Origin of the sequence: Xanthomarina sp. F1114 (genome assembly GCF_026410255.1) — a bacterium.
Taxonomy (GTDB): Bacteria; Bacteroidota; Bacteroidia; order Flavobacteriales; family Flavobacteriaceae; genus Xanthomarina.
Genome location: NZ_JAPMLL010000016.1, coordinates 1 through 16,989, shown reverse-complemented (window position 1 = coordinate 16,989; position 16,989 = coordinate 1). Strand labels below are relative to the sequence as shown.

The 16,989-nt window shown below is 34.9% G+C and carries 13 protein-coding genes and 2 pseudogenes; 5 read left to right on the top strand and 10 right to left on the bottom strand.

The annotated features are described in order from the left end of the window. The 7 genes from OS188_RS12940 to OS188_RS12910 all read right to left on the bottom strand — a co-directional run bounded on the left by OS188_RS12940 (nt 1) and on the right by OS188_RS12910 (nt 6,809). Complete coding sequence (locus OS188_RS12940; RefSeq protein ID WP_267149273.1) at nt 1-1,470, bottom strand: lipopolysaccharide biosynthesis protein; 1,470 nt, start codon at nt 1,468-1,470, stop codon at nt 1-3. Next, nucleotides 1,440-2,114: an acylneuraminate cytidylyltransferase family protein gene (locus OS188_RS12935; RefSeq protein WP_267149272.1), complete on the bottom strand. Its 675-nt coding sequence runs from the start codon at nt 2,112-2,114 to the stop codon at nt 1,440-1,442. Before OS188_RS12935 ends, OS188_RS12940 begins: the two co-directional genes overlap by 31 nt. Next, complete coding sequence (locus tag OS188_RS12930) at nt 2,114-3,163, bottom strand: nucleotidyltransferase family protein (RefSeq protein WP_267149271.1); 1,050 nt, start codon at nt 3,161-3,163, stop codon at nt 2,114-2,116. The genes OS188_RS12935 and OS188_RS12930 overlap by 1 nt, the downstream gene beginning before the upstream one ends. Beyond that, nucleotides 3,160-4,323 (bottom strand): UDP-N-acetylglucosamine 2-epimerase, encoded by a 1,164-nt coding sequence (gene neuC / locus OS188_RS12925; RefSeq protein ID WP_323370458.1) that lies wholly within the window; start codon nt 4,321-4,323, stop codon nt 3,160-3,162. Before neuC ends, OS188_RS12930 begins: the two co-directional genes overlap by 4 nt. Beyond that, nucleotides 4,320-5,330, bottom strand: coding sequence for an N-acetylneuraminate synthase (neuB, locus tag OS188_RS12920; RefSeq protein WP_267149270.1), 1,011 nt, complete (start codon nt 5,328-5,330; stop codon nt 4,320-4,322). The genes neuC and neuB overlap by 4 nt, the downstream gene beginning before the upstream one ends. Continuing rightward, on the bottom strand, nt 5,327-5,947 hold the full coding sequence (locus OS188_RS12915) for an acetyltransferase (RefSeq protein WP_267149269.1): 621 nt from the start codon (nt 5,945-5,947) through the stop codon (nt 5,327-5,329). Before OS188_RS12915 ends, neuB begins: the two co-directional genes overlap by 4 nt. 397 nt (nt 5,948-6,344) lie before the next feature. After that, a complete protein-coding gene (locus tag OS188_RS12910; protein WP_267149268.1) occupies nt 6,345-6,809 on the bottom strand; it encodes a UpxY family transcription antiterminator in 465 nt (154 codons plus the stop codon). An 861-nt stretch (nt 6,810-7,670) separates the two neighbouring features. Between OS188_RS12910 and OS188_RS12905 the strand changes: the two genes are divergently transcribed. From OS188_RS12905 to OS188_RS12885, 5 genes are all read left to right on the top strand, one after another. Then, nucleotides 7,671-10,145 carry a DUF8693 domain-containing protein gene (locus OS188_RS12905; protein ID WP_267149267.1) on the top strand — a complete coding sequence of 825 codons (2,475 nt, stop codon included), beginning with the start codon at nt 7,671-7,673 and terminating at the stop codon, nt 10,143-10,145. Between the two features lie 146 nt (nt 10,146-10,291). After that, nucleotides 10,292-10,456, top strand: coding sequence for a hypothetical protein (locus OS188_RS12900; protein WP_267149266.1), 165 nt, complete (start codon nt 10,292-10,294; stop codon nt 10,454-10,456). 35 nt (nt 10,457-10,491) lie between these two features. Continuing rightward, complete coding sequence (locus OS188_RS12895; protein WP_267149265.1) at nt 10,492-11,634, top strand: phosphoenolpyruvate carboxykinase (ATP); 1,143 nt, start codon at nt 10,492-10,494, stop codon at nt 11,632-11,634. Nucleotides 11,635-11,686: 52 nt separating this feature from the next. Continuing rightward, nucleotides 11,687-12,748, top strand: coding sequence for a nucleotidyltransferase family protein (locus OS188_RS12890; RefSeq protein WP_267149264.1), 1,062 nt, complete (start codon nt 11,687-11,689; stop codon nt 12,746-12,748). Between the two features lie 75 nt (nt 12,749-12,823). Then, nucleotides 12,824-13,414 carry a putative outer membrane beta-barrel protein gene (locus OS188_RS12885; protein WP_267149263.1) on the top strand — a complete coding sequence of 197 codons (591 nt, stop codon included), beginning with the start codon at nt 12,824-12,826 and terminating at the stop codon, nt 13,412-13,414. A 321-nt stretch (nt 13,415-13,735) separates the two neighbouring features. On the opposite strand, the gene OS188_RS12880 is transcribed toward OS188_RS12885, so the two are convergent. The 3 genes and pseudogenes from OS188_RS12880 to OS188_RS12870 form a co-directional block, all read right to left on the bottom strand. Continuing rightward, nucleotides 13,736-16,000 (bottom strand): aconitate hydratase, encoded by a 2,265-nt coding sequence (locus tag OS188_RS12880; RefSeq protein ID WP_267149262.1) that lies wholly within the window; start codon nt 15,998-16,000, stop codon nt 13,736-13,738. Between the two features lie 289 nt (nt 16,001-16,289). Beyond that, a pseudogene (locus OS188_RS12875) lies at nt 16,290-16,418 on the bottom strand (AAA family ATPase); the annotation flags it as partial. A 272-nt stretch (nt 16,419-16,690) separates the two neighbouring features. Continuing rightward, nucleotides 16,691-16,819: pseudogene (locus tag OS188_RS12870) on the bottom strand (AAA family ATPase); the annotation flags it as partial. Between the last annotated feature and the right edge of the window lie 170 nt (nt 16,820-16,989).

Genomic DNA, 16,989 nt, shown 5'->3' with positions numbered 1-16,989 from the left:
TTACTTTCTCCTATAGGACATCAAGTCATTTATCACTTTCATTCTTATTGCAAATGCTATAAATAAATAAATAACAAGGAATCCAATAACACTTACGATTAAATTCAATAAATCAGGAAATTTATATAACCATCTAATTTGTAAGAAATAGAAAATTATTCCTATCAAAACATTTAATAACAAAATGGGAAGTATATCTTTTAACTGATTTTTTAAGTTATATCCAATCAATTTACCAGAAAAATAAGCATTAATAAAAGTTATCAGAATATTAATTACAATTAAACTATATAAGAGCCCATAGATGCCAAACCAAATCGCGCTAAACGCACCAACAAGCAACATAATATTTTGTAACATAGATAACTTAAGCACCATATCACTTCGTCCTTTGAGTTTGCAGATATTGAGATTATATTGATGGATGGGATAGAAAATTCCGGATATAATTAGCAATTGAAAATATGGTACAGCAGGCAACCATTTTTCAGTTAAAAGCCATCTAAAAAAAGGTTCTGCGACGACACCTAAATAAATTAAAATAGGGGTCACAACAAATATTACCACTCTCATCAATTGTGAGTAAACTCTCTTCAATTGTTGGTCATCATCATTTACCTTGGCTAATAAAGGATAAAACACCCGATTAAAAGCATTATAAAAAAACAATGTAGGTAATTGTTCTAAAGATCTTGCTCTGGTAAAATACCCCAATTGTGCAGCTGAAAAATACTTCCCTATAACCACATTGTAGAGGTTATTAAAACTTGTATTTATAATTTGGGTCAAAGAAAGTTTGTAGCCAAAATTAAAATGGTACTTAAATTTTTCTCTATCAAAGACAAAACTTGGAATCCAATTGGCATACCACCAAAGCTGCAGAGTTGCCAGAAACGCATAAATAATATCTTTGGCCACTAAACTCCATACCCCATAATTATTATAGGCCATCCAAATTGAAATCAATGCGCTTATAATCAAAGAAGGTAGTTGTAACTTAAACTGAGTCTTAAATTGTAAAGCTTTATTTAGTTTTGTTGATTGTACTAATGAAAATGCATTTATAATCAAAATCAAACCTAGTACCCGTATTAATTTAATTAGAATTTCTTCTTGATAGAACTCTGAAATTAACGGGGCAGTAATGAATAGGAGTCCATATAAAAAAACTGAACTGATAAGGTTAACAAAGAATACTGTTGAGTAATCCACATTATCGGCATCCTTTGTTCTAATCAAACTAGAGACAAAACCTCCATCTATCAAAGCACGACTAATGGCTATAAAAATAGCGATCATTCCAATGAGACCAAACTGTTCTGGCATTAATAATCTCGCCAAAATAACAGTTACGACAAAGTTGATTGCCTGTGTACCTCCTTGTATTAAAAAAGACCAAATCATTCCGGATTTTCCGGATTCTCTTAAAGAGTTAGCCACTAAGCCAAGAGTTTTTCTGCCAATTGCCAATCCATCATGGTATCAATATCGAGAGAAGAAAACTCATCCATAACGTATTTCTTTACTTTTGTGAATTGATTTATAGGCTTACTTTTAAGTGTGTTAGTGTTTATAATGTAAATAGCTCCATTCAACTCCCAAACCTTGGGCACATCTTGACGACGATTCGCAGTAAAGGATTTGGATGGTACTAAAAAACCATTATTATCCTCTTCCCGTAAAACAAAGTACGGATTAGCTTTTGTTTCTTTGACGGAAACGAGCATGTCTAAATCTTCCTTATACAATTCTAATGCCTCCAAAATATGATTCCCTGTTCTAAATGGTGAGGTAGGTTGTAGTAGAATAAGTGAATCAAAAAGTCTGCCTGCCTGCTCTAATTTTTCAAGTTCATATAATAAGACCTCATTAGTTCCAGCAGCATCCAAGGCTAATTTTTTTGGGCGCAAGGCCGGCACTTTGAGTCCTAAACCTTCAACTACAGCTTTTATTTTTTCGCAATCTGTGCTTACAATAATATTATCCTTATCGGTTATTTCAAGTGCTGCTTCGATAGCGTATTGGATTAATGGTTTTCCACCCAATAATTTGATGTTTTTCCCAGGAACACCTTTAGAACCTCCTCTTGCAGGGATTATAACTAATGGTTTCATTAAAATCTTATATGTTTAACATCCTGTTGCGCTTTTTCAAAATCCTCATGTTTCCCAATATCTAACCAATAGCCGTTAATTGGGTAAGTCACCATCGTTAAGTTCATCTCCAAGATGCGCTTCATGAGATCGGTAATATCATAAAACTCATCTTGTGGAATCATTTTTAAGAGGTCCTTTTTAAGAATATAGATCCCAGCATTAGAATAGTATGTATATCGAGGTTTTTCTTTAAGTGACAGGACCTTATTGGAATCGTCTGCTTCCAGAACGCCATAAGGGATATCGACGTTATAAGAGGTTGCGGCCACGGCCATGTCAGCTCCAGAATCCTTGAACAATTTATAGAAATCCTTAAAATCAATATTGGTCAACAAATCACTATTCATGACGATGATGTCATCGTGAAAAAAGTCATTAACCAAAAGAATTGACCCAATAGTACCCAAAGGTTTATCTTCTTTAACGTATTGGATATTTAATTTCCTATTACCACCGTTTCCGAAATAACCTTTAAGTTGTTCACCTAGATAATTGATGCTTAATGTGATATTTTTAATTCCTACTTGTTGTAATCGATCGATATTATATTCTATGATGGGCTTGCCTCCAACTTTCAATAAAGGTTTTGGAGTGGTTTCAGTCAACGGACGTAACCGCTTTCCCTCGCCACCTGCCATAATGATGGCATCGGCAGGGATAATCGTGGATTGCTCTCGGAAATTGATGATTTCTACAATTTGTTTAGCCGCATTCAAGATTGGAATTATCTTAAAGTTTCTCGACTTATATTCCTCGAGTTTATCCATTACAAATTCCCCTTCAACGATATAAGAAGGATTATTCTGAATAAAATCCAGTAAAGCATCCTCAAATCCCAAACCTTTTATAAAGCCTCTCCTTAAGTCGCCATCCGTAAGCGAACCAATAAGCACATTATCATTATCTGTAACGAATAATATGGCATCAGAAGCAAGAACATCTAACTTAATCAAGGCTTCCCTAACACTTGTGTTTTTTAGAACGGTATGTTTATTTAGTGAACTCATGACTTTAGATTATGAAATCTTTTTATTTTTATATCTTCCCAATTGGTGTGCTCCAAAACCTCAATTATTTTGGTCGCCGTATTACCTTCACCATAAGGGTTTCTAAGGCTTTTCAGTTCAGATTTAAATTCTCTATCCTGAGTTTTTAAAATAGCAGTTTTTATCTGTTGATAATCTACCTTACAATTTATCACTGATGCTGCTTGTGTGCGACCTTTTTGTCGGTCACCAATATTTATGGTTGCAACTTTTAACGATGGTGCTTCAATTATACCACTAGAACTATTGCCTATAACAGCATCGCATTCTTTTAGCAAAGATAGGTATCGCAAACTCCCAAGAGATGTAAAAGCTTTTGCTTTTTCAGGATATTTTTGTACAAAGTCATCAATCATGCTATTAATAACTCGTCCATCTGTATCTGCATTGGCTTTTGTGAACACAAAAAAGCTGTTTTCTTGAATTTCTATGGCCTGCAACAAAATCTGAAACTGTTCTGCAGATGATATATTACTTAAAGTTTCTGGATGAAAGGTAACTTGATAATTATACTTTTTAAATTTAATCCCTAATTCGACTTCTATTTCCTGTTTTGTCAACATTTTCAAATTGATTATGTTGTCTAATCCTATTGCTCCAACGTTGTACACCTTATCGGGATTTTCTCCCAATTGGATAACTCGTTTTCTATGGTCTTCAGTAGAAGTAAAATGAAGATGACTCAATTTTGTAATGGCATGTCTGAAAGCATCATCATAAGCGCCTTCCGTAATTTCGCCTCCATGTAAATGAACTAAAGGAATTTTATAAACGGAAGCGGCAGAAGCAATCGCGAGCATTTCATAGCGATCTCCTAAAATAACAATAGCATCTGGTTTTAATCGTTCAAAGGCATCTGCATAGCTTATCATACCTAATCCCATAGATTTTACAATGCTCGTGGCTGTATCAGAAGACAATAACATTTCTATCTTTTCATCTATGCTAAAACCATCTGCTTCTATACTTTTATAAGTCAAACCAAATTCAGGCGACAAATGTGCTCCTGTTACCAATAATTGGAGGTTTAATGAAATACTTTTAGTTATTAAATCCAATAATGGTTTTAATAAACCATATTCGGCGCGCGTGCCGGTAACGACACAAATATTCTTAATCATATTTCGATTTGTTGATCCTCACCGTAATCTTGAGTTGCTGTTTCCCCTAAAATCATCTTCCATTTCATAGGATTAATTCCTGTACCTGGCCTTTTAATAGTTAAGTTTTCTTCAGAAAAAATAGTGCCCTTTTTAATTAGCTTACTTGCAACAATACTCTTACGGGCAATTGGTCTATTTTTCATTTCTGAAGGTGACGGTTCCTTTATTCCACTTCCATTAATTGCCTTTTCAATATTGCGGATAGCCAAAACCATGGCTTTTAATTCTGTGGGTTCTAAAGATGCTCTATGATCTGGACCGGGCAATTCTCTATCTAAAGTAAAATGTTTCTCAATGACTGTTGCTCCTAAGGCCACAGCAGCAATAGGCACTTCGATACCTAAAGTGTGATCGGAATATCCGATAGTTGTATCTAGTTCCCTTTCTATATGTAGCATTGCTTTTAAATTGACATCCTCCATTGGTGTAGGATATTCTGTGTTGCAATGTAAGATAGTAATGTTTGAAGGTTTGACTCCTGCATCAATCAATACTTGGTAGGCATCCTTGACTTCCTGTATATTCGCCATCCCTGTAGAAAGAATGAACTCAGAATATAATTCTGCCATCTTTTCCAGATATGGTAAATTGGTAATTTCACCCGAAGGAATTTTAGCTAAGGTAATTCCAATATTAGCAAGAAATTGTAAACTATCCAAATCAAAGCCAGTAGATAGAAATTTCACATTCTTAGTTTGACAGTAAGCTATCAATTCTAAGTGATCTGTTTCAGAAAGCTCCAATTTCTTGAGCATTTCGTATTGAGAATCGCTGTTTTTAGTATTTGTATTTTGATACTCGGCGCGCTCTGCTGATTTCGTAACAAGTTTAGCGGTTTTAAAGGTTTGAAACTTCACATAATCCACACCTGCCTCAGCCGCAACATCTATAAGTTGTTTAGCGGTATCCATATTGCCATTATGATTGACACCAGCCTCTGCAATTATTATCACTTTTTTATTCATATTATCCTTCCTGGATTCCCAACTACTTTTGAGTTATCAGCAATATCTTTAATTATAACAGCACCTGCACCAATAATTACATTTTCTCCAATGGTAACGCCTTGTTTAATAACTGAATTTGCACCAATAAACGTATTTGTACCCACCTTAACGTTCCCAGCTAAAACGGCACCAGGTGCAATATGAACTGTATCTCCGATAACACATTCATGTTCTACAATAGCTCCAGTATTAATGATACAAAAATTTCCAATTTCTACAATTGGGTTGATCGAAGAATTTTTAGCAATAAAATTTCCCGAACCCATAGTTAACATTTTAGTAACTGAAGCTGATGGATGTATAATATTCAAAATCTCCTTGGATTTGGATTGTATGAATTTCCCAAGTTTATGCCTTATCTGATTATCCCCAATCCCCAGGATAAAATCAATATCTCTATCCCATTCAAAATTAGGATCCATTTCAAAGCCTAAATATTCTAAATTAAAATGGTTTGGAAGAATTTCTTTTGGCTCAAGATAACCATCAATTATAATATTGGACAAAACAGCTGCTTCCGTAACAACGAAACCATGTCCAGAGTACCCCGCTAAAATTGTTTTTTTGTTTGACACTAATATCAAAAATATTTATTAATCCTTAAAATTACAAATTCCATATATAGAAGCGCTTTATTGTTAAGCTTTACTTTATGTGAAATATTCACCACAAATTCACGCCAAACTCCCCGATACCATAAAATCGCCTCTTTAATATCTTTGTGTAGGATGTGGCCTGGTTGGTTACTACAGAAACTTTTTACTTTCTTTACAGGCGCCAAAATAATGTGGCATATCACCTTGGTGGCTTGAACCGTGGACACTATTAATATTGACTATTTTAGCCTTGTCCACTGCATAATATTTTATGCAATTGTTCGTGATTTTACATGGCTTCGCCACTGCCAGTCACATACAAGTGCTGAGCTTATTCTAATTTTTTATACAAACAGCACCCCATGGATGCTGTTACTTATTTTGCCAATTGTAGCTTTACAATATAACCTAAACTGTCTAAAACCACCCAACACTGGTCTCCCGACACATATTTAACCACGCCTTTTTGTTGTTGCAACCCAATACTACTTAGATCGACTGTTTCGCCTACTTTTATTGTTTCTAAATCGCAACGTTTATAGTCTTCGGTCTCGAATAAGCGCAAAGCTTCTACTTCTTTCTCTGTAACTACAGCTGGTTTACCTAACCAGAACAAATACGGCCTAACATAAGGGATACCAAAAACCATATTTCGATCTGCTTCATTGCAATTAACTAAAATCATGGAGGGCAACAAGGGTACTTGAACTTTCTTTTTACGATCGCTCCATTGCTTTACCACAGTCTTTACCGGGCAATACGCATTTACATTTATTGCTTGTAATTTGTCAGCTGCTTTTTTTTCGCAATTTGGCTTGGTTTTAAGTACGAACCAGGGCATTTTTTTATTTTAATTTTGAACTGTTTATAATTACAAACAGGATATAAACTAATCGCGAAAATACATAATTTATACTACCTAAAATAAATTTATGGCTATCATAATTTGTATTTTTTCAATAATTCTAAATATTTAAAAAGAAAATATAGCATTTCACTTTTATTTAGACATTCTAAAAAGTAAAAAAACAACTTCTTAATATAAATCTATTACAAGCCTCTTTTCATCAGATTTCAGCAATTTTAAGTTTTAAAATTAATATTATTGAATTATAAACACTTTTAACTTAGCATCTTGTTAATTGAGAGAATGTCTTTAAGGTGGCTAGCTTTAATTTAGTTCTAACTACTAACTCCTATTTATAGCAGATTATAACAGAGTTGCCCTTTAAACATTTTACCAAAAGATATTGAAACGTATTTAAAGGAACTTCGTGCAATTAATAGAAATAAAAACCTTTTATTTTTATGGCAGTTTAAGCTATAAGGACTTCTTAACACAGTAAAACAGGTCAGGTATTATTTTATTAATGCAACTCTATCTGAATCCAAGCATTCGACATGAGAAACCGTTAACAGGGTCTGAAGCTTATTGGTTGGTAAAACAATTATTATTAATCCATTCTACTATGAATTTACCAGTCTTGGGTTTGCTCGAGGATGGTGTATCCCATAATTTGCTTCACAGCGTATATATTTATAAAAATTTCCCTAAGCAAATTAGTTATCCATTTTATTTATTCAATTCCAAAAATAAAACCCTTTAAAAGTCATCTACTTTTCATATATTTGTAGTTAGCTATTAAAAAATCAAAGCTCTGATATACCCGCCTGGCAATCAGTTATTTAAAATTACATGATTATGAAAAAAATCTACTTATCACTTTTAATATTTACTATTAGTCTCTTTAGTTATGCACAAGAATCTAATATTATTGCTTCTACTAGCTTTACAGCTTCGCAAAATATTAATTATATAACGTATAACGCTGCGTCCGGTTTAACTACAACAAATTCTATTCAAATTGGAGAATTTGTCATTCAAGATGGGGGCAACGATTTATCAGATCCTGATGGCTTACCAACAATTTTAACCGATTTAGGGTTTAGTGTTTCTGGATATACCAATTTTGCAGCATTGGCTATCTTTGATGGCACTACAAATGTTAGTGAAATGACTACGGTAGATGCCACAACAAATTTTAGTGGCTTAAGCATAACAGCTCCGAATAATGGTTCCAAAACGTTTAGTGTTTATGCCACTTTTAAAAGCACCGTTACTGATAATGAGCAAATTCAATTAATTATTAGTTCAGCAACTTCTCATGTTAGTGGCTCGACTTTTACAGCTACTGATGCCGGAGGGGCTAGTACATCAATTACTGGCGATGATAACAGAATAGAAGTAACGGCTTCTATACTCATATTTGACCAACAACCAACAGATGTCGATCAGTTTGAAATAATGATCCCCTATCCAACGGTTCATGCGGTGGATATAAACAATAATTTGGATATCGATTATAATGGAGAAGTGGAGGTAAGTTCAAATGGATCAATGGATCCATCATCAACAGATTATGACATCAATAATGGAATTGGAATCTTTAATACGGTCAAATTTTTAGAACCAAGGGAAAATGCTAAATTATATGTTGACCCCATAACGCCGGGAGTGGGAGGTTTATTTAGCAGTGTTAGATTTAACGTTGTGATTGCTTTTGATGGGTTGGTCTATACAAATAGTTCTTGGATACCTTACGCCCCTACTGATGCTATGGCTACAGGTACTGAAAACGGACTTGTGAAAGATGGAAATTACGTAGTGGGTGAAGATATTGGGTTTAATAATCTAATTATTGCAAATGGAGCTACTGTCACTGTATCATCCATTAGTTCTATTACAGTAAATTCAGATTTAAATACAGAAGGATTATTAAAACTGAATTCTCTTTCTTCCAATTACTCCAGTTTAATTGTTGGAGGTATTGTCACTGGAAATGTTACTTATAGTCGCCATGTAAATACCAATGCTAGTGTTGGTGGAAACGATTTAATTTCAGCTCCAGTTGGCGGGCAAACATTTGGTGATATGGCTGCTAATAATTCTAATTTATTTTACAATCCTGGTAATCCTAGCGAGAAACTTTTTGGTCCCTTTGACAAGACTACGGGCAGCTATTTAACTTATGACACTGCTATTCCCGCGGAAGCATCTGTCATATTAAGTCCTGGTATTGGTTATCGAACAGCGACCACAGACGATGGTAATTTAAATTTTACTGGAACGGTTAACACAGGTAGTGTTAGCACTCCTATTTCTATTGCTGGGACGGTAACTCCAGATTGGAACTTAATTGGAAACCCATATACGTCTTATTTAAGTTTAGCAGACTTTTTAGCTCTTAATAATAGTTCGTTGAGTACTACTAGCTCAGGTGTTTATGGCTATGATGGAAATGCCTCGAATGGTTGGAATATACAAAATCAAGCATATTCTGAGGCAAACCCTGGTGCAAAACTAGCACCAGGCCAAGGGTTTTATGTTGCTTCCCGTGCGACAAGCGGAACTATTTCGTTTACCCCATCCATGCGCACCATTGGTCCTGGTGATGATTTTATTCCAGGAAGATTAAGTAACACTCCAATAGAACATTTAAAACTTCGCCTAAGTAATGAGGCCGATTTATCATATAGCACAGATTTCTATTTTACTGATAATGCTTCTTTAGGTTTAGACCCTGGTTACGATTCGAAAGTATTTGCGGGACAAACAAACGAATTCTCCTTATATTCTAATTTAGTTCAAGATAATACTGGTGATGCTATGGGCGTTCAATCATTAGCTTATAACGATTATGCCGATGTTAGTATTCCATTGGGAGTTCATATTCCAGCAGGCGAAACAATAAGCTTGACATTAGCTGAAACCAGTTTACCGGCATCCACACATGTTTATTTGGAAGATACTGTAGCTAATACCTTAACCTTATTAACAGATAGTGCCTATAACTTAACAGCTACTTCCGCTATTTCGGGAGTGGGACGTTTCTTTTTAAGGTTTGCAGATGCTTCACTATCTACAGATGACCTGACTTTAAATAGCTTACATATTTTTGCTACTGCTACACCAAAAGCCATTTTTGTAAAAGGGCATTTAACAGAGACTACCTTTGTTAAAGTGTACGATATGCAAGGCAGAGTGGTACTGAGCTCTACTCTAGAGGCTGGAACTATCCATAACCAAATAGATGTTTCAACCTTAGCCACAGGGGTATATGCTGTTGCTGTATCAAACAAAACTTTAATTAAGACACAAAAAGTAATTATTAAATAATATATAAAAAACCTCTTATAAATTTCTACAAATATGATTTTTGGGATTAATTTATAAGAGGGAAATTAAATTGACCATATTGTTTAAAATATAATCTATTAACAGATTATAGTAATTATATATAAAATGATTTTTATATTTGCATTATGAATAAAGACTCGTCAAAAAATCAAATCACGCGTAATGAAGCGCTAAAGAGAATGGGGAAATACGCTGCATTAACGGCTGTGGGAACCTTTCTTATATTAAGCCCCAAAAAAGCCCATGCTCAATCTGTACCCTTAGATCCAGGAGGGAACCCTTTTGAATAAAAGCTTCATTCTTAATAAATATAAGAAAACAAAAATTGAAAACCATTTTAGCCCCTAACTATGTGCATCACACCCATGATGTTGTTATTTTGTGGTTTCAGGTTTCAAATAAATACTTGGTCTTAAATGACCATATTTACACTTTATTAGATTGCTTTTTACAAAGCAAGGATTACAGCCATTTTCATCAATTAATCAATACAGGTGAACCTATTTCAGGAGAGGTATCAGGTGTTTTATTTTCAGAAATTGAAAGTCTTTTAACATCTGTTCATAGTATAGATCCTGAAGAAAATAAAGTTAGTGAAGTTTCTGTTTTGGATTCAGAGTTCCCATTTATTTCCATTTTTTATAATTTCAATGGTGTAATTATCCAAGTATGCTATCAGTCTGAAAACGAACAGCGTTTGATTCACCCGCAATTTTCATATTTAGAAATAGAGGCTCCGCAAATTAACGCAGATTGTGTTTTTCATATTAGCAGCTCAAACCATCTTCTGCACTTATTTAAAAGTAATCATTTTTTAGAAAGTTATTCAACTCAAGCTTATCATTTATTACAGGGAAAATTTGCCATAGAATTATTGTGCACTTTAACTCAGACCAAGGAATCTGATTGGCTTGCAAGCTTCCATGCTTCTACCATTTCAAATAATTCTGAGGCTGTTATGCTTATTGGGGAATCTGGCAAAGGGAAAAGCACTCTATCAGCCATACTAATGGATTATGGATTTAATCTTTTGACTGATGACCTTAGTCCTATGCTTGCTAAAACTCAACAGATTCATCATTTTCCATCAGCCATCTCCATTAAAAAAAATGCCTTTAGTCTGATTGATTCTCTTTCTGAACGCATAAAGTACAGGACATTTCAATCTCCCAATAGCCATAAAGGCCTCTTGAAATACGTTACACCAGTTAACTCGGATATCAAACCATTACCTTGTTCTAAAATAGTATTAGTTAATTATGAGGCAGATTCCGAAGCCTCATTGGACACACTCCCAATTGAAGAAGCTCTAAATGCATTAATACCCGATTCATGGATTTCGCCTCATCCTGAACATGTTAGAATTTTTATGGATTGGCTTGATAGCTGTAGTTTTTACAAACTGACTTATAGTGAAACAGATGCTGTTATTTCTAAATTTGAAACGTTATTAAGACCTGCGCAATAACATTATATATTTATATTTGTTTAAATAACATTTAATTCGTCACCCTTCAAAAATGACTCCCTTTCAAGCGTATCAAATTATTGCTGACATCTTAAGTTTTAAGAGTGATTCTGAAGTTTTAAAAACGAGATTGGCCCATTCTGATTTCGATTGGGACGCTCTTGTAGTACATGCTAGCCAGCATGTTGTTTTACCTACCCTTTATTTGCGATTAAAACAAAAGTCTCTTCTAAGTGTTTTACCAGCAGACCTTAGAGACTATCTTGAAGAGCTAACCGACATTAATAGAAACAGAAATATCTCTCTTTTAAGGGATGTTCATACTATTAGCAAACTCTTTCAAAATCATGATATTGAACATGTTTTTCTAAAAGGGACTGGGCTATTAGCAGCAGGGTATTATATTGATTTAGGAGAAAGAATGATTGGTGATATTGATATTCTTGTTTCCGAACACCAACTTGAAGCTGCTAATAATGTACTGATTTCGGAAAACTACAAGCCTAGAAAACAAACATTTGGAGTTAAATATTTTGAACATAGACACCTACCCAGATTAGTTTTAGCTAATAGTTTGGCAGCAGTGGAGTTACATAAATCTTTATTTTTTAAGGGACAGAAAGCTCTTTTAAACAAAGAGTGTGTTTTAAATTCTAAACAATTAATTAACCAAGTTTACGTACCTGCTAATAATCACCTCTTACATCATTGCATACTCAACTGGCAAATAAATGATCGTGGGAATTATTATTCACGAGTTAGTTTTAGAAGCATATATGACTCGCTCCTTATTTTAAATAAAGCCCAAGGAGTATTACCTGATGAATTAGAAGCTGATAGATTTGTAATCAATTTTTTATGTTTATCGACTGTTTATTTTAAGGATGTCCAACATCTAATAAAAGACAAAAAGACTTTTTTTAAGCTCAGTTATTATAATTTTAAGCAAAGGCATCCTAGTTTTTCCTATTCTATTGATTATTTATTTCGGAGTTTTTTATTTATTAAGTTTTTATTTTCACGATTGAAACTATTCTTAATTAATAAAGATTATAGAAAAGATGTCTTTAATAATTATAATCGTATTTTTGAACGTTTAAAAGGAAAGTCGTGATTATTTGAAAGCTTATTTTTTAATATTCTTTTGATGAAGTCCAAAATAATGTTATTTTTATTATAAATTTGCTCTATGAAGAAACTTAGCATATCCATTATACTTTTGTTTATTACCATTTTTAGTTTTGGTCAAAGCAGAGGCGTAAATGAAGTACTTGATTATCCTTGGGCTATAGGTCTAGGAGTTAATATTGTAGATAATGATGGCTCGGGAATTAACCAACCATTTGATGGAAGTAATTGGAATTTTAAAAACCCAGTAATGTTAAGTGGGGAATATCGCGTTTTAAATTATTTAGCTATAAATGCAGCGTTATCTTTTAATAGCCTACAAATGAGTAATTTGCAGAATGAATTGGTACTACCTGAAAATAAATCTTTCTTTGCGATGGACATGTCGGGTAAAGTATATCTTGATCAATTTTATGCTCCCACTACCCGACTAAAGCGAGTAGAAACATACGCGCTTCTTGGGCTAGGCTTCACTCAAGTAACAGATTTTAATACGGGCACGTTTAATGCTGGAGTAGGTGTTCAGTTTTGGTTTACAAACACCTATGATTTAGGATTGCGATTGCAAACCGTAGGGAAATGGGGTTTCAATAAATCGATTTACTTATCAAATTACATTCAGCATAGTGCTGAAGTTATCTATAAATTTTAGTTTTCTCACTTTTACTGATGGCTTAAACCTGCTTTCTTTATCACTTTGGACAAGGGGTGTGGGGTGTGAGTTTTGAGTCGTGAGCTTTGAGAGGTGAGCTTTGAGTGGTGAGTTGTGGGTTGTGAGCTTTGAGTTGTTAGTGGTGAGTTGTTAGTGTTGTACTATTAGATTCTTTGCTTCGAGCCTCGTTCAGAATGACAGGAGACTTTATACTCTTACTTTCTGACAACTTGGAGGCAATTAAATTGTAAAATTATTTAAGACATAAAAAAACTCCTGAATTTCTTCAGGAGTTTTTTAGTTTAATACTATTCTTATTAATTAAGACGCGTTTTGCTTTTTAATTAAATTAAGTGCAGAACCTTCGTTGTACCAATCAATTTGCGCTTGGTTATAGGTGTGATTTACGGTAATAACATCCTTTGAACCATCTTTATGCACAAACTCTATATTAAGAGGCTTGTCTGGTGCAAATTCATTTAAATCTAAGAAATTGATGGTATCATCTTCTTGGATTAGATCGTAATCAGATTCATTAACAAAAGTTAAACCTAACATCCCTTGTTTTTTCAGGTTTGTTTCGTGAATACGTGCAAAGGACTTTACAATAACTGCAGCTACACCTAAGTGTCTTGGCTCCATGGCAGCATGCTCTCTAGAAGAACCTTCGCCGTAGTTATGATCTCCAACTACTACTGAATAAATACCTTTGGCTTTATAATCTCTGGCCACATCCGGAACTCCTGCATAGTCTCCAGTCAACTGATTTTTTACAAAATTGGTTTTCTTATTATAAGCATTGATCGCACCAATTAGCATATTGTTAGAGATATTATCTAGATGTCCTCTATAACGCAACCAAGGTCCAGCCATTGATATGTGGTCTGTAGTACATTTTCCAAACGCTTTAATTAACAGTTTGGCTCCTGTAATGCTATCTCCAATAGGTTGGAAAGGTGTTAATAATTGTAAACGTTCTGACGTAGCACTTACAGATATTTCTATTCCCGTACCATCCTTTACAGGTTCTACATAACCAGCATCTTCAACTTCGAATCCTAATGGTGGTAATTCAATACCTCTTGGTTCTTCTAATTTTACTTCTTCTCCATCCTCGTTTATCAAGGTGTCGTTCATTGGGTCAAAGTCTAATCTTCCTGAAATAGCAATTGCTGCCACCATTTCTGGAGAGCCCACAAAGGCGTGTGTATTTGGATTTCCATCTGCACGTTTTGAGAAGTTTCTATTAAAAGAGTGTACAATGGTATTTTTCTCATCTCCTTTTAAATCGCTTCTATCCCATTGTCCGATACATGGACCACAGGCATTGGTAAAAATAGTCGCGTCTAAATCTTCGAAGATTTTTAGGATACCATCACGTTCGGCTGTAAAACGAATTTGTTCTGAGCCTGGGTTAATTCCGAAATCTGATTTGGCTTTAATCTTTTTATCTACCGCTTGTTTGGCAATAGAAGCTGCACGGGTTAAATCTTCGTAAGACGAGTTGGTACAAGATCCTATAAGACCCCAATCTACTTTAATTGGCCAATCGTTTTCTTTAGCTTTAGGACCTAATTCTCCAACTGGCGTTGCCAAGTCTGGAGTAAACGGACCATTTAAATGCGGGCGTAATGTATCTAAATCGATTTCAATAACCTGATCGAAATATTTTTCAGGGTTTGCATATACTTCGTCGTCTCCGGTTAAGTATTCTCGGATTTTGTTTGCTTCGTCAGCAACATCGTCTCTATCCGTAGCGCGTAAATAACGTTCCATAGAATCGTCGTAACCAAAGGTTGAAGTAGTTGCACCAATTTCGGCACCCATATTACAAATGGTTCCTTTTCCAGTACAAGATAAGTTTTTAGCCCCTGGGCCAAAATATTCAACAATAGCACCTGTTCCACCTTTAACGGTTAGAATTCCAGCTACTTTTAAAATCACATCTTTTGCCGATGTCCATCCGTTGATATTACCTGTTAATTTAACCCCGATTAATTTAGGGAATTTAAGTTCCCAAGCCATTCCTGCCATGACATCCACCGCATCTGCTCCACCTACTCCAATAGCTACCATTCCAAGACCACCAGCGTTAACGGTGTGCGAATCGGTACCAATCATCATTCCACCTGGGAAAGCGTAGTTTTCCAGAACCACCTGGTGAATAATACCAGCACCTGGTTTCCAGAATCCGATTCCATACTTATTAGATACAGAGGCCAAGAATTCGAATACTTCGCTACTTGTTTCGTTAGCACGGATTAAATCTGGTTTAGCACCTTGTTTTGCTTGAATTAAGTGATCGCAATGCGTTGTAGTAGGAACTGCAACCTTCGTTTTTCCAGCTTGCATAAACTGCAATAATGCCATTTGCGCCGTAGCGTCTTGCAACGCAATACGATCTGGAGCAAAATCCACATAATCTTTTCCACGAACAAACGCTTTGGTTGGTGTTCCATCCCAAAGATGTGCGTATAAAATCTTTTCTGAAAGTGTAAGCGGTTTTCCAACAATTTTACGAGCTGCATCTACGCGCTCTGCCATTGTACCGTACACCTTTTTAATCATGTCTATATCGAAAGCCATAAGTTGTATTTAATTATTAATATTAATAGTTTCAGTGTTTTTCACATGTTCCGTGTATTGCAAAATTACGAATTTTTAAGGAGTTTTAAAAATATGTAATAGAATGAAAGTTTCACTGAAAATAATTCAACAAAAAGAGGTTTTCTATGATAAGAAATACAGATTTCTTAAAATAGTATGAGCTAAAATAGTAAATTAATAAAATTTAGAATAGGTTGGTTTTGAGTGTCCGTAAAATGCACGGTTATCTCGTTGAATTTATAGGGAAATATAGAAAAAATGGAAGGTATTAGAACAGGCTTTTAATGATCTGCTCTTCTGATATTCCTTCGGCTTCGGCTTTATAATTTTTTATAATTCTATGTCTTAAGATACTTTGAGCCACAGCCTGTACATTTTCTATGAATGGAGAGAATTTTCGTGACTTCAAACCCTCCGTCTCATCCTCCTGAAGTCGGATGAGCCACCTCCCTTCATCTGAAGGGAGGAGCTGATTTTGGAGATGCTTCGACTACGCTCAGCATGACAGATGAGCTCTTTATTCTTTTAATTCTAAGGAGGGTGTTTTTTATGCTTGGTTGCTTGATAACTCAAACCCTCCGTCTAGCCTTCCTTATATCAGGCTAGCCACCTCCCTTCATCTGAAGGGAGGAGCCCATTTTGGAGAGAAACATATAAAAATGGAAGGTATTAGAACAGGCTTTTAATAATCTGCTCTTCTGATATTCCTTCGGTTTCGGGTTTATAGTTTTTTATAATTCTATGTCTTAAGATGCTTTGAGCCACAGCCTGTACATTTTCTATGTCTGGAGAGAATTTTCGTGACTTCAAACCCTCCGTCTCATCCTCCTGAAGTCAGATGAGCCACCTCCCTTCATCTGAAGGGAGGAGCTGATTTTGGAGATGTTTTGACTATGCTCAGCATGACAGATGAGCTCTTTATTCTTTTAATTCTAAGGAGGGTGTTTTTTTTTGCTTGGTTGCTTGAC

Coding starts and splice junctions, on each gene's coding strand:
- OS188_RS12880 (WP_267149262.1), bottom strand. CDS start 16,000: ATGGCTTTCGATATAGACATGATTAAAAAGGTGTACGGTACAATGGCA.
- OS188_RS12905 (WP_267149267.1), top strand. CDS start 7,671: ATGAAAAAAATCTACTTATCACTTTTAATATTTACTATTAGTCTCTTT.
- OS188_RS12935 (WP_267149272.1), bottom strand. CDS start 2,114: ATGAAACCATTAGTTATAATCCCTGCAAGAGGAGGTTCTAAAGGTGTT.
- OS188_RS12910 (WP_267149268.1), bottom strand. CDS start 6,809: ATGCCCTGGTTCGTACTTAAAACCAAGCCAAATTGCGAAAAAAAAGCA.
- OS188_RS12930 (WP_267149271.1), bottom strand. CDS start 3,163: ATGAGTTCACTAAATAAACATACCGTTCTAAAAAACACAAGTGTTAGG.
- neuB (WP_267149270.1), bottom strand. CDS start 5,330: ATGAATAAAAAAGTGATAATAATTGCAGAGGCTGGTGTCAATCATAAT.
- OS188_RS12900 (WP_267149266.1), top strand. CDS start 10,292: ATGAATAAAGACTCGTCAAAAAATCAAATCACGCGTAATGAAGCGCTA.
- OS188_RS12885 (WP_267149263.1), top strand. CDS start 12,824: ATGAAGAAACTTAGCATATCCATTATACTTTTGTTTATTACCATTTTT.
- OS188_RS12890 (WP_267149264.1), top strand. CDS start 11,687: ATGACTCCCTTTCAAGCGTATCAAATTATTGCTGACATCTTAAGTTTT.
- neuC (WP_323370458.1), bottom strand. CDS start 4,323: ATGATTAAGAATATTTGTGTCGTTACCGGCACGCGCGCCGAATATGGT.